General features: G+C 54.1%; 9 protein-coding genes. 7 read left to right on the forward strand and 2 right to left on the reverse strand.

Annotation, left to right across the window (positions count from 1 at the left end; translation table 11 throughout):
• Positions 1–79 precede the first annotated feature (79 nt).
• On the reverse strand, positions 80–1,495 hold the full coding sequence (locus tag BAQU_RS00070) for a CCA tRNA nucleotidyltransferase (RefSeq protein WP_094692045.1): 1,416 nt from the start codon (positions 1,493–1,495) through the stop codon (positions 80–82).
• Between the two features lie 83 nt (positions 1,496–1,578).
• Here BAQU_RS00070 and BAQU_RS00075 point away from each other — a divergent pair, with 83 nt between their 5' ends.
• The 6 genes from BAQU_RS00075 to trxB all read left to right on the forward strand — a co-directional run bounded on the left by BAQU_RS00075 (position 1,579) and on the right by trxB (position 12,423).
• A complete protein-coding gene (locus BAQU_RS00075) occupies positions 1,579–2,268 on the forward strand; it encodes an NUDIX hydrolase (RefSeq protein WP_094692046.1) in 690 nt (229 codons plus the stop codon).
• On the forward strand, positions 2,265–4,676 hold the full coding sequence (locus BAQU_RS00080) for a DUF6049 family protein (protein ID WP_143241920.1): 2,412 nt from the start codon (positions 2,265–2,267) through the stop codon (positions 4,674–4,676). Before BAQU_RS00075 ends, BAQU_RS00080 begins: the two co-directional genes overlap by 4 nt.
• 26 nt (positions 4,677–4,702) lie before the next feature.
• Positions 4,703–8,593: a lipid II flippase MurJ gene (locus BAQU_RS00085; protein ID WP_158215571.1), complete on the forward strand. Its 3,891-nt coding sequence runs from the start codon at positions 4,703–4,705 to the stop codon at positions 8,591–8,593.
• 161 nt (positions 8,594–8,754) lie between these two features.
• Positions 8,755–10,074: an aminotransferase-like domain-containing protein gene (locus BAQU_RS00090; protein ID WP_094692049.1), complete on the forward strand. Its 1,320-nt coding sequence runs from the start codon at positions 8,755–8,757 to the stop codon at positions 10,072–10,074.
• Positions 10,075–10,144: 70 nt separating this feature from the next.
• Positions 10,145–11,242 carry a D-alanine--D-alanine ligase family protein gene (locus BAQU_RS00095; RefSeq protein ID WP_094692050.1) on the forward strand — a complete coding sequence of 366 codons (1,098 nt, stop codon included), beginning with the start codon at positions 10,145–10,147 and terminating at the stop codon, positions 11,240–11,242.
• A gap of 149 nt (positions 11,243–11,391) precedes the next feature.
• Positions 11,392–12,423 (forward strand): thioredoxin-disulfide reductase, encoded by a 1,032-nt coding sequence (trxB, locus tag BAQU_RS00100; RefSeq protein WP_094692169.1) that lies wholly within the window; start codon positions 11,392–11,394, stop codon positions 12,421–12,423.
• A gap of 31 nt (positions 12,424–12,454) precedes the next feature.
• Here trxB and BAQU_RS00105 read toward each other — a convergent pair whose 3' ends face one another.
• Positions 12,455–13,090 carry a DUF5701 family protein gene (locus BAQU_RS00105; protein WP_094692051.1) on the reverse strand — a complete coding sequence of 212 codons (636 nt, stop codon included), beginning with the start codon at positions 13,088–13,090 and terminating at the stop codon, positions 12,455–12,457.
• 469 nt (positions 13,091–13,559) lie between these two features.
• On the opposite strand from BAQU_RS00105, the gene BAQU_RS00110 reads away from it, so the two are divergent.
• Complete coding sequence (locus tag BAQU_RS00110) at positions 13,560–14,318, forward strand: TetR/AcrR family transcriptional regulator (RefSeq protein WP_094692052.1); 759 nt, start codon at positions 13,560–13,562, stop codon at positions 14,316–14,318.
• Positions 14,319–14,463 lie beyond the last annotated feature (145 nt).

Raw genomic sequence — 14,463 nt, forward strand, 5'->3', positions numbered from 1 at the left:
TCTTGATGACTGCTAAGCGGCCTTACAACCGTGGGAACCGTAGCGAGATGGGAATCATAGCGGGCACAACTACGCCAGCTCACCCCTCCTGCTCATGCCACCAGCGCGTGAGCTCTGCAGTTGCCGTCACTGTGTCAGACGGCCCATTGTCAAGACGGAACGCAAGCATGTGCTTGTATGCCCTGCCAACCTCGGGACCTGGCTTCAGATCCAGAATCCGCATGATCTGACTTCCATCAAGGTCTGGACGCAAGGCATCGAAGTCTTCCCTCTTCTTCAGTTCCTTGACACGGGCTTCCATCTCGTCCATGGCTCGCTCGAACAAATGAGCCTTGCGTTGATTCTGCGTCGTGGCATCGGCACGCGTCAGACGGTTCAGGCGCTCATAGAGGTGTCCAGCGTCCTTTACATAGCGTCTCACTGCAGAATCGGTCCATGGCTCGTCAACATAGCCGTGGAAGCGCAGGTGAAGTCCGACGAGCTCGCTGACGTCCTGAATCATATGGCGGTCGAATCGCAATGCCCGCATGCGCTTTCGTGTCAGCTTTGCACCCACGATGTCGTGATGATGGAAGCTTACCTTGCCTCCGGGTTCAAATTTTCGTGTCGCCGGCTTGCCAATATCATGCATGATTGCCGCAAGTCGCAAGGTCAGGTCTGGTGCCGGTACCGGTCCATCATCGTCGGTTTCCAAGGCGATGGCCCGTTCCAAGACCATCATCGTGTGCTCGAAGACGTCCTTATGGCGATGATGCTCATCCATCTCCAGCTGCAGAGCGGGAATCTCAGGGAACACCACATCGGCAAGACCGGATTCGACAAATGCTTCAATGCCGAGGCGTGGTCTATCCGAGAGCAGCAGTTTCACAAGTTCATCACGCACACGTTCGGCAGAGACAATGCTCAGACGCTGCGCCATATCAGCAATGGCCACAGCAGTGTCCGGAGTGATCGAAAATCCAAGCTGCGCCACAAATCTGACTGCACGCATCATGCGCAATGGATCATCATCGAAGGACTGCTCAGGGTCCACAGGGGTTCTCAACACCTTTTTGCCCAAATCCGAAGCACCACCGAATGGGTCGATAAACTCCAACGATGGCACGCGAAGAGCCATTGCGTTGATCGTGAAATCGCGGCGAGAAAGATCCCCGAGCAGATCGTGGCCGTATGCAACCTCAGGCTTACGTGAATCGGGATCGTATGTGTCACTGCGGTATGTGGTTACCTCGACACGCACTTCAGTGCCGTCTTTTCTATGTTGGACGGCTCCCAGCGTTCCGAACTTGCGGCCCATGTCCCAGAAGCCATCTCCCCAGCTTCTCAAAATGGGTTCAAATTCCTCAGGTCTAGCGGATGAACAGAAATCCAAATCATGCGAACGCCTATGTAGGAGTAAGTCTCTCACTGGTCCGCCAACAAGCGATAGTTCATAGCCATGCGTCGCAAATAATTGACCTAATTCGATCGCTTCCGGCCAAACTTCAAAATCCACGAGTACCCTTCCAAGTAACCCTTACGTATGCATACCAGCATACCGTTACCCCACCTGCACAATAACTTACGTAAAGTGGAACTATGATTACGCCCGCAGACTTCGCACGCATGCTTGCGCATGAGGCCGATGTTGCGGAGAACTCTGCCCAAAATATCATCGAGGCAGACACACTGCTATACACCTCTCAGAGCATGCAGCAGCACACCGACTACCCTTCAGGCAACACACCGGAAGGGGAACGCGACGATGCCTCTGGAGTCCCTACGCCAGCAATCATGGCGCGGCGAAGAATCGTCGGAAGCCTGGCCAGCTTTGCCTCTTTGGACAATCAGGACCTGCCAGTCGTGCGAGAATATTCTGCTGGCGGCTTGATATTCAATGAAATGCAGCAGGTTGCCATTATCGCCCGTCATTCACGATCAGGTCATCTTGAATGGTGCCTGCCGAAAGGCCATATCGAGAAAGGCGAGACTCCGGAACAGACAGCAGTTCGAGAAGTGCATGAAGAGACGGGCATTCTCGGCGAGGTCCTGGAATCGATTGCAACCATAGATTATTGGTTCACCGGAACCAACCAGCGCATTCACAAGCTTGTCCATCATTTTGTGTTGAGGCAGACCGGAGGCTATCTAACCGTCGAAGGTGACCCCGATCATGAAGCCGAACAAGCGGCATGGGTCAGCTTCAATGATTTGGAGAGCGTTCTGAGCTATCCTAATGAACGCAAGATCGTTTGGCTGTACGCAAAGAAACTGAAGAAACAAGGATGATGGACTGGCAGCACACAGGGCGTTATCACGTCACATCGTCGGCACGCATGTCGCATATCGCAAGCGCGCTGATTGCGTGTATCACGGCAGTATTCATGGTTGCGGTAACGACCATGACCGCCATGCCAGCGCACGCTGCCGCCACTGACGCAGCAAAAACCACCGTTTCTCAATCCACGGATGCAACAGATTCCTCATGCTCCGATGCTGAGGTTGGAATCTGCATCAAATCCGCTACAGCAGTGCTGACGAGCACATCAGGGTATACCACTGCTGTAACCATCTTCAATTCAGGCGATACGGCATTGAAGGCAGGAACACTCACAGTTGCCATGAATGCCAAGTATTCATTCACCTCTCGTGTTGACATGCAGGACTGGGCAAATGGCGATGCGCATATTCCTACACCAGATATTTTGGGAACGGTTCAGGTTCCTCAGATTCAGGCTGGCCACAATGCCAGTGTCAACATCAAGGTTCCGGCTGACGACAGTCAGCTCACATCTATATTCAGCTGGGGCCCGAAGCCACTTCAGTTTGACTTTTCCAATGGCGTTGACAAGGACCATGCAAGCGTGAATTCCTTCGTCACACGTTCGACAGATGGCTTGAAGAATGCCGATACACCTCCACTTTCCGTAACGGTCGTTCTTCCCCTGACAGCGTCGAGTTGGAGCGGCAATACCGATGCAGTCAAGGAATTGCAGGTTGGTGCAGATTCAAAGCCCTCGACTTCGAGTTCGGGATCTGCAAGCACCTCGAAGCAGCCAGAACCAAGCCAGACCAATTCAGAGACGAATGATACGAATTCATCCTCAGCATCCTCATCTACGTCATCATCGTCATCATCTCCTGAAAACGACAAAGAGACCTCGCAATCCGATGACGAACATTATCCAAGCATCGTTTCCATCGGCGAGAAGGCCGCAAATATCCAGCGCAGGCAACTCGAGCTGCTCAAGAAATATCCAATGATGCAATCCATCGCGGACCCACTCTACCTACAGGACTTCGCCATTCCGCCGCAAACGACAGGCATCATGCAACCGGCGGATTTCGACATCACTGCCTATGCTGCAAAAGGTTCTTCGGCATATACGCAGGCGGGAATCAGTGATTCCATGTGGAGCGAATCATTGGCGCAGAAAGCCCTGCAGACCGCCACAGGCAACCTCAAGTCCACGTCGCAGGCCTACGCTTGGCAAGGTCGTGGGAACTGGACTCAAAACGCCTTGGACATTGCCAAGAAACAAGGATATTCCACAGCGATCTCACTGACCGACTTTGCGTCCGACGACGATTCGGCTTCCGCCCATACGAGCAAATACATCGTAGAGACTGCAAGCGGGAATATAAATGTGCTCGTTGCTCAAAAGCAGCTGAGCCTTCTCGCACAGAATGCAGCGACGACAAAATCTGCGGACGCTGAAACGACATCGGCAGGTCGTCTTTCGCGTCTCATGGCACAGAGCGCGCTCTATCAGATGGAACAACCCTATGCCGAACGAGTGTTGCTCATAGCCATGAAAACTGCCGAAGACTTGTCATATGCCGACCAGGTGATGTCCAATCTGAGCCAGGCTTCATGGCTCACCATCAGCGACTTGGCAACTCTGCAGAAAGCTGCGGCGTATAAAAGCGGGCAGGCGGCAGCACATTCGATTCCAACAAATGCCGGTTTGAGTAATGCGGAACTGGCAGCTCTAAATTCATCGCTGAGCGCTCTGGCAGCGAGCAAAAATGATATTTCGCGCTTTTCTACCTCTATTCTCTCTTCCAAGGAGCAATCAGGATCTTCGTCAACCACATCGGGGACTTCCGACGCACAGGCGCTGGCACGAGGAGATGCGGCGCAGACCGGTCAGCAGAGTGATGACGCTTCGGGTTGGATCAGCCAACTCAGTCTTGCACAGAGTACCGTTGCAATTCATTCGCTCGATGGCACAGGTCGTAATGACACACTCCCTGCCATAGCTGCACAACTTACCCAGGCATTGCTATCAGGCGTCCATATCACGCCATCGGAATCAGTCACGGTGGTTACTGAAACGGCTAGCCTGCCAGTCACCGTAAGTAATGACCACCCATATGCGGTACACGTGATTGTGAGTTCAAAAACGGATTCGGCGGAAATCGTGACTGCTCGCGAGGCCCAGGTTGAGATTCCGGCGCATGCCGAGGTCCAGGTCACCTTGCCAATTCGCGTGGCAGCCGCCGGTCGGGCCAACGCCTCTTTGGTGCTGCTGGATCGTAAGGGGCAGGCTTTTGGGATCACCCACAATACGCGTATAACCAGTAGCCTGCGTTTAAGCGATATGAGTGGGCTTGCAATTCTCGTCGTCGCGGGTATCTTTGGAATGCTTGGCCTTTGGCGCCAATTTAATCGTAAGAAGGATCCAGACGAATGAACTCTGTCGGGCGTAACTCTCTCATTATGGCGTCTGGCACAGCAGCTTCCCGAATAACGGGGCAGATACGAACGATTCTGCTTGCTGCCGCGCTGGGCACAACGGGAACCGCCATCAATGCGTACCAGACCGGTGCAATGATTCCACAGGTCATGTTCACGCTGATTTCAGGGGGTATCTTCAACGCCGTTCTCGTGCCGCAAATTGTGCGCACGCTCAAGTCGGAACATGCGCAGGAGCGGCTCAACAAGCTCATCACAACTGCAATTGTGCTCCTGCTTGGGTTGACGGTGCTTCTGATGTTTGGCACCTCTCTCTTGACTTCAATCTATCTCGATTCGCGATGGAATGGCCCACAGCGAGCTCTTGTAAACTCATTCACGCTCTGGTGCATGCCTCAGATATTCTTTTACGGTCTGTATACGGTTCTTGGCCAGTTGCTCGCAGCAAAAGGCAGATTCACGGCATATGCGTGGAGTTCGGTAGGTGCAAACATCATCAGTTGCGCCGGATTCATCGTTTTCATCGTCATTTTCGGTAATGCTCAGTATCGGGACCTGGAGTTCTGGACACCGATGAAAACCGCCCTGACGGCAGGAACCTGGACCATAGGTGTCGGCTTTCAGGCGTTGGTGTTGTTCTGGCCTTTGCTTCGCAGCGGTTTCAAGTTCAGATTCACATGGGGCATACGTGGCATCGGCTTACGGTCGATGGGCCCAATCGCGGCCTGGAGTCTGGGTGTCGTAGCTGTGAATCAGCTTGCGAATGTCATCAATGCGAGAATCACCAACGGCGCGCCGCTGGCGGGTCATGATCCATTCGGCATTGCGGGCAATGGCTCATACCAGAACGCCTATGCCCTCTATATTTTGCCGTATTCTCTGATAGCCGTTTCAGTGACCACTGCAATGTTCCCCAAGCTTTCGAAGGCCATCGCGGAGCATCGTATCGGCGATGCCCGAAGCGACCTCAGCCAGGCTCTGCGCAATGTTGGCCTGCTGATGATGTATTTTACCGTGGCGCTCATTGCCATGCCTGTACCCATCACCCGTGCCCTGCTGCCATCCGTTGACGTGCGAGAGGCAATTCTGATAGCACAGCCACTTGTGGGACTTTCCTGGGGACTCGTGGCGGTGAGTGCATTCCTGCTCATTCAGCGCACATTCTATGCCTTTGAAGACGGAAGGAATCCGTTCATCTTCGCGCTCTTGTTCAACGCGTTGCAAGTCGTCATCGTGCTGGTTGCCACCACCCTCATCCCACCGACCGAGTGGACAAGCTGGGTTGGAATTTCGCTCTCACTGGGAGTCGTGATTGCATTCCCGTTCCTTGCCATCATGCTCAGAAAACGTTTCGGCGGCCACATGGACGGCAAACGCATCTCGTTGACCTATATCAAATCGATTGCGGCTGGCGCAGTGGCGCTGATTGTCTGCAAAGTGCTCTATACCCCCGTCCTTCATCTCGTGGGTTCCGATGTCACGCGTTTCGACGGCCATATGAGCTGGTTGCAATCCATAATCATCTGCATCATCCTTGTCGCGATGCTTACGCTGGTATACGGCGGATTGCTGGTAATGCTCAAAACCGAGGAGTTCACGAGCATGGTGGTGGGTGCGAAGAGCCGAATCTCATCGATGCTTGGCTCGGCATCCGCCTCGAAAGGCGTTGTTTCGACTGATGATGTGGGCGCGGAAGTTATCAACACCATTCCAGCACCCGATGTCATGCCTTCTTCAATACCAGTTTCGAGAGCTCGGGCACAAAACACGTGGGAAACATACACAATTCCTACGGAAAATTCTCAACCTTCGGGTAGTCACAACGTTAGAATGGCGAGAGAACCGGTTGGCAAAAAATCGGTGGGGCATTCAGAAAGAACAGGGAGCATGAAACCAAAAGTTGGTGATACGTTCATTCACCGGTATACCTTGGTGGCTTCCTTGCGTGATGAACCGGGTCTGCAGGCATGGAAGGCGACCGACAGAGTTCTTGCACGCGACTGCCAGCTCTTTATCGTCACCGACGAGACTCTGGTGTCTCAAATCAATACTTTTGCTTCAGGTCTGGCACTTCGTCACAATCGCCATTTCACGCCCGTCTATCACTTCAGCACACAGCAAGGTGTCGGGCTGCTCGTCACCGCACTCGATCCAGGAATATCCGTGTCCGATTATCTCGCTGGACCGGAAATGGCGACGCTGAGCTTCGAGGCCATGCGCACCATCATTGGTGAAGCCTGCGATGCTCTGATCAGTCTCAAGCAGGCTCATCTGATTGATGCGGCGGTTTCCGCAGATACCATTCGTCTCTCTGAATCAGGTATCTCTCTGGCTGCAGCTCCCATCAATACGATGCTTGAACATCCACTGGCGCGCGTCTCAACACGTGAATCCTTCGAAGAGCTTGCAACCCGCCAATTATCAGGCGTTCTCTATGCGTTGCTCACACGAACTCCTGAAATTCGTGGCATGAAGTTCACCGAAGATTCGTTGCCATCAACCATGCCTGACGAATTCGACATCATTTGTAGACGCGGATTGCACATTACCGGTTCCGATGGTCGCGAGCCGATTCCCCTGATTACGCTCGCCGAGCTCTCGGCTCTTCTGGGAACATGGAGCCCTACAGCAGAGCTTTCAGACGAAGATATCGTCTGGCCCAAGGCCATAGGCCGTCAATCGATCGAGCAGGTCGGCATCGTTCCAAGCCCCGATCTTCAGATTCTTGAGATTCCTGATTCCTTTGCACCTAAGGACGAAGCAAACAAAGAGTCAGTGGAGCCGAAATGGGCCGCAAACCAGCTGCTCTTCCCTGAAAGCAGCGAGGTGCAGCTGGTGCAGCCAAAACCCAGCGACGGGGATTTATTCTCTGCCTTTGATGACGGCGTCGGTACCCATCCACGAGCTTCCCATAGAACCAACCCATATGATGTCTCTCAGATCCGCGGTGACTCGCTCTCCAACACAGGCGATATTCCTGCAGACACTGGCAGCCTCGATCTTGGCGACCTTGATGACGGTTATGAAAGCGCGGACCGCCAGCGTCAAGTCGAACGGGTGCTTGACGAGCAAATGACTGCCACCATGCAGCCGCTTCCGCCAAGCTTTACACCAAAACCACGCGATTACACTCCTCGGGAGAAGTCTGAGACCCAATTCCGAGCTGAGCCAGAAGCACCAACAAGCGATGATTCATCCAGCGGTAAGATCATGGGCTTCCTCACCATGCGATCCATGGCGATCATCGTCGGCATCATTGCCATTCTTGTAGCTCTGTTCTTCGCGGTCAATGCACTGTTTGGCAATGTTGGCAGCGTTGGTGGATCGACTTCAGACACCAATAAATGGCCGGACATGTCGAATGTCACCTTACCGGGTGTATCAAGTCCGACCGCCTCGACCAGTGGCTCCGGAAAATCGTCTGCAAGTCAATCATCAAGTGCTTCCTCAAGTGCAACAACTTCGAGCAAGGCTTCCAGCACCGCATCGAAGTCGAGCTCTGCTTCCAGCTCGGCAACTGTCGAGGCTGTGACTCATGCCGACAAGAATGCCAAGAAGGTTCCAGACCCCGCGGTTCAAAACACCACTGCATATGCAACAGGAACCGAGACCTACATCAATCAGCCAGGCGGATTGCAAGGGCGAGGATGGTATATTCACCTCACCCAGGCCGAGAAGGTGTCTCGTCTGGTAATTTCGATTCGCCAATCAGGTGGCCAAGGCCAGATTTATGCGAATTCCACGTCGACGGCTCCAAATCAGGGAAGCCCTGTTGCACAATTCACCTTCGATGCGAGCGGAACAACCGAAGTCAAACTGGCCACGCCGGTCACCACTCAGGATCTGGTCGTATGGGTACCGCTGACCTCAACTCCTTCCGGCGGGCTCTTCTTCAACTCCGTCAAAGTGTACTGAAGTCGTAATAGCTTCCTTGCAGAGTCCCTGCGACCTGCAGTTTGTAATACAGTATGAAATCAACGTGTGGCATCATGCTTGCAAGCATCGGGGTCCTGTATTTCGCAGTCTCGTTGCGATGCCAGCAATGTGCCAAGTCTTAAGTGGGAAGGCCAGCAATCATGTCGGATAATCGAGATATCCCATCGAAGGTCATCAAGAACGACCCTTGGTTCGGTAGTTACGCCGATCGAGCAGAAGCGATGCGAGCATCCGAAATCCGAGCCCTGTTTGCGGTGGCCAGCCGCCCTGAGGTGGTCTCTCTGGCTGGTGGCATGCCCTATCTTGACCGTATGCCTTTCGATGAATTGGCCCCTCTCTTGGCAAAAATGCTCAAGGACAAGGGAGACGTAGCATGGCAATACGGCTCCGCACAAGGTGATCCGCATCTGCGTGAAGACGTGTTGCAGATCATGGAACTTGAGAATATCACCGACGCGCAGCCTGATGATGTGGTCATCGTCAATGGTTCGCAATCTGGACTTGATCTGATAACAAGAATCATGTGCAATCCTGGCGATTCCATTTTGGCCGAAGCGCCAAACTATGTTGGCGCTCTAGGTGTCTTCCAATCGTTCCAGGTTCAAGTGGTCAATGTGCTGCTCGATGAGAATGGTCTGATTCCTGAAGCCTTTGAACAGGCAATCATCGAACAGCGAGCACTTGGGCACCCCGTTAAATTCCTCTATACGGTACCGAACTTTCATAACCCCGCCGGTGCCACCATGAGCATCGAACGCCGTCCAAAGGTGCTTGAGATCGCTCGCAAATATCACGTGCTGATCGTTGAGGACAACCCCTATGGTCTGCTGAGCTTCGAAGGCAAGACCTATCCTGCACTTCGTTCGATGGATTCCGAGAATGTCGTCTACCTGAGCAGCTTCTCCAAGATCATAGCTCCGGGAATGCGCGTCGCCTGGATGGTGGCTCCTCCGGGAATCCGCCATAAATTGGTGCTTGCGAATGAATCTGCAATTCTCTGCCCGTCGAACATGAGCCAGATGACCATCACTACCTATCTTGATAACTTTGATTGGAAGGCTCAGATCAATGACTATCGTGGCATGTATAAGGAACGCTGCGATACCATGGATGCTGCGCTGAAGAAATATCTGCCGTATTGCTCCTGGCACAAACCCAAGGGTGGCTTCTACATCTGGCTCAAGATTCCAGAAGGACTTGATTCGCGGGCGATGCTGCCTCGTGCCATCACCGCGAAGGTCGCCTACGTTGCCGGCACGGCATTCTATGACAATGGCGAAGGCACGGATCATATGCGCCTCTCATTCTGCTATCCAACTCCAACCCGCATCACCGAAGGGATTCGCAGACTTTCCACCGTCATCGATGCAGACAGGGAGACGGCGGAACTCTTTGGAACCACTGGCAAGCCAGATCCCGATCCACGCGATGTGGAATATCCAGGTCCTGCAGCCCACTGATCGCTTGAGTCATAGTCATTAACAATTTCGAATAGTTTTTGTGAGGAAACAGCCTAGAAAGGCAAAGGTCATGGTCAACAGGGTAAGCAAGCCGGATGCCGCACACACCGATGCAGTGCATGCTGTAACTGATGGGGACTCAGAGAAAGTCGTGGCTTCCGCCGCGAAGCCATCACATCATGTACTTTCCGCGGAAGAACGGAAAAATAGCTCTATTCTCGTTATTTGCGGCGGTTTGAGTCACGAACGCGATGTGTCATTAAGTTCAGGTCACCGAGTTGCGGGCTTTTTGGAAGACGCTGGCTGGACAGTTCAGCTTCACGATATGGACAGCGAGCTACTCGATTATCTCAGCAACCCAGAAACACACCCCGATGTTGTCTGGCCACTCCTGCATGGTGCGAATGGTGAGGACGGGTCTATACGCGACATTCTCGAAATGGAGGATGTCCCCTACGTAGGTTCGCGAGCCAAGGCTTCGAGAACTGCCTGGAGCAAGCCAATTGCCAAGAATGTTGTGCGTAAGGCCGGCTTGCACACACCTCATTCGGTTACCTTGCCAGAATCCATGTTTCGTGAGCTTGGTGCCACGAAAGTCATTGACCTGCTTGTCAATTCCGTTGGGCTTCCGCTCTTCATCAAGCCCACGATGGGTGGTTCCGCTATGGGATGCACACTGGTCACGGATGCTGAGCAGCTTCCCCAGGCCATGGTGAGTTGCTTTGCCTATGGGAATGTGGCACTCGTCGAAAAGGCTGTCGTAGGTACTGAGGTTTCCGTTTCTGTGCTCGAAGTCGATGGGGATGCCGTCGCTCTTCCACCTCTCGAGATTGACACGCCCAACGGCACCTATGACTATGATGCTCGCTATACGCCTGGTCCCACTGAATTCTTCATTCCAGCGCGCGTCGAACGTTCGATACTGGATGAATTGCGAGCTGAAGCATTGACAGCTCACAAGGCATTGGGGCTTCGTGACATTTCAAGAACGGACTTCATTGTCGACAAGGATGGCGTGCCACAATTCCTTGAGTCGAACGTGACGCCTGGCATGACGGATACCTCACTACTGCCGGAATCGGCGCTTGCGGCGGGCTACCATTTGGCAGATCTATATTCGAGCATGGTTGAATCCGTTCTCTCTCAAAATCGCCACAGGGGGGCATAGAAGGTCTTACGGGCTGTCTTCGTGTCGATCCCAAGCATCCATACCTTATTCGTCGAGTAGACAACATTGATATACTTCATATGAGCGTTATGGCTTTCACGCTGAGCACATCACTGTCGACGTAGAGAAATGCGGTTATTGTTATGGTCATGACTGAAGAATCACGCGACGTAATTATAATTGGATCCGGGCCTGCCGGGTACACCGCTGCACTCTATCTCGCCAGAGCAGGCCACCGTCCCTTGGTTCTTGCGGGAGCTCTGACTCCAGGGGGCCAATTGGTGAATACCACCTCGGTGGAAAACTTCCCGGGGTTCCCCGATGGCATTCTTGGGCCGGATCTTATGGACAGGATGCACGATCAGGCAGAGAAGTTTGGGGCGCAGATCGAGTATGAGGATGTCGTTTCAGTCGATTTTGCTGCAGCTGACGGTTTGAAACACATCACAACCGACTCGGGGACGAGCTATGCGGCACGCGCTGTTGTGGTGGCGACCGGTGCCCAATACAAAAAACTCGGGATTCCCGGAGAGATCGAATATTCTGGCCGTGGTGTCTCATACTGTGCCACCTGCGACGGATTCTTTTTCAAGGACAAGCCCATCGTCGTCGTCGGAGGCGGCGACTCTGCGATGGAAGAGGCGGACTTCCTGGCCGGCTATGGTTCTTCAGTGACGCTTATCCATCGCCGGAACACGTTCCGCGCATCGACAATCATGGCGGATCGGGTGATGAACAACCCCAAGATCACCGTCGTCTATGACAGCATCGTGAGCGCAGTGCACGGCGATGAGAGCGGCGCACACAGTGTCGAAATCACCAATGTTGTCAGTGGAGAGACCAGCACCATTGAGGCGAATGGCGTATTTGTGGCCATTGGAAGCACTCCAGAGACGGCATTCCTCACAGGCGCGCTCCACACGGATGCCGATGGATATATCACCGTCGAACCTGATCGCACTCGTACATCCGTACCTGGCGTTTTCGCAGCGGGAGATGCCGTCGATCGCGTGTATCGCCAGGCTGTATCTGCGGCAGGGATGGGTTGCAGAGCCGCCCTTGACGCACAGAACTATCTCAATGGCCTTCCCCAGACCGGCAGCGCCAAGAACGCCAAGGCTGGCGTTGGAGGCAACGCTGAAGTGGCTGCAGAAGCCAGTGCAAATGCGACTGCTGCATGACTACTGCTGCATGTTGAGGGTTGACGTGCGGTCACGCGTATGCTGAGGCAATGCCAAGCCAGGTGTGGCGGTTGCGCCACCAACACCATCCGAGTTTGGGTGCACCCCGGCGTTCGCGCCCATCGCGCCCCGTTCCTGAGCTGATCCACAGTGCCGGTGTACGCGAGTCGTAGACAACCTCGCCTGAGCGCTGGATCCGTTTGACCTTGCGCGAACCGATCGTCATGAAGCATGAGTTCGCTTCAATGATTGCGGGAGTGCTCAGCGCCCAACTCAGTCCCTCCTGAAGCGTGAGAGGGCGCCGGTGTGAAGCTTCAAACTGAACAAGTGCCTCTTGGGGAGAGACATTGTGTAGGTCGTCACCACGTCTCACTCCACGAACCAGATACAGCGGAGCATCTGGTAGGTTGATTCCAGCCGGAGTGAACTCGTCCACGTCAGTCATGTCTCCAACGACGAAACCCTTCTTCCCGTTGAGTGTCAGCAAGGGAGCAAGCTCAGACGCCGCGAACCACCGCTGGTGCAACGCAACCAGTCCCTCGGATCCCTCGGCCCGCAATGCTGCGACGGCAGTGCGCACGTCGGCTTTATTGTTGTGGGCGAACGCAAGAACCCCCGCATTTTCGAGAACATCCAACTGCTCAGCAATCGTACGCATAGGTATCATCGCATTCTCCTTCCTTCTCTTCGCTTGCCACCATCACGGTTAGGCAAAATCGTGCAAGCCTGCGATACGAACGACCCTCAAGAGGCGCGAAGACTATAACTGTGGCTTGAATCAGTTACCAACGGCCGGACCAGAACCAGAGAGCAGCACCAGTTACTGAGCCAGTTACTCGACCTCGGCCCCAGGAGCACCGCATGGTATGCGGCACATGTCGGCCCGACGGTTTCAGTTCCTGACGGCAATTCGCGAGCAAACGTTGCTCACGCAATACCGTTTGGTCACGCAATACCGCTGGTTGCGCAATTTTCGCCGCCACAAGTTTCATAGTGGCTATCTCACTTGACGACCCATATTTCTTCAGAGCTGTGCCGTGCCATATTTCGTTTTACAGTGCTATACAGTGTTAGGTTATAGAGTGCCATTCATTGCTATACTACGTAATATACATTGTATAGCACAAAGGAGCAAGATGGTCAAGCGTTCGGAAATAGACGAGCTGAAACTGGTCAGTCTGCTATGGCGCAATGCCCCTACCAGTCCACGTAGCGGCCTGAGCACCAGTGGCATCACCGAACTCGCGGTTAATCTTGCCGATCGGGAGGGTCTGGAAGCGGTCACTATCCGGCGGCTCGCCTCTGAAGCCGGTGTTACGGCAATGGCTCTCTACCCCCACATCGGCGGTCACGCGGAACTGGTTGAACTTATGCTCGACCACGTGGCCGGAACGACTTACGCCAATACCGAGATTTCCAGTGAAACAGATTGGCGAAACCGTGTCATCGCGGTTGCCGAAGCGAACTGGAACAGTTGCCAAACGCACCCGTGGATCACCGACATCACACCGGGTCGCCCCGTACCAGGCCCTGGCATCACAACGAAGTACGAGATCGAACTGCGTGCCCTCGATGGCATCGGCATGACCGACATCGTGTTGGAGCACACACTGACCGCACTTCTAGCGCTTGTCCAGGGAACGGCTCGAAGCGCGATCGCAGCCCAACGCGAACGCGCGTCCGGCGAACATGACGATATGGGTTGGTGGTCGGGCATCGAGCCCACGCTCACCGCTGCGATCAGCGACCCCAGCCGGTTCCCCACCGCCGCGTGTGTATCCTCGGCACTTGGCGAGGCAACCGGACTGGCAAACGACCCTGAAGGTGCGTACCACCGCGGGGTAGCTCTGTTCCTCGACGGCCTCAAACAGCAATACCCCACCAAGACAAGCTGACCAGATTTCGGCTGAGAGGACAGTACCCTGGCGGGCGCGGCAATCGCCATCATCATAGCCACATCGGCAGCCGCACTACTACACACCCGTGGAACTACATGAAGTGAGAACACCTTTCAGACAAAACCTGAAGCTCAATGATTGT

This window comes from Bifidobacterium aquikefiri (genome assembly GCF_002259795.1).
GTDB classification, from domain to species: domain Bacteria; phylum Actinomycetota; class Actinomycetes; order Actinomycetales; family Bifidobacteriaceae; genus Bombiscardovia; species Bombiscardovia aquikefiri.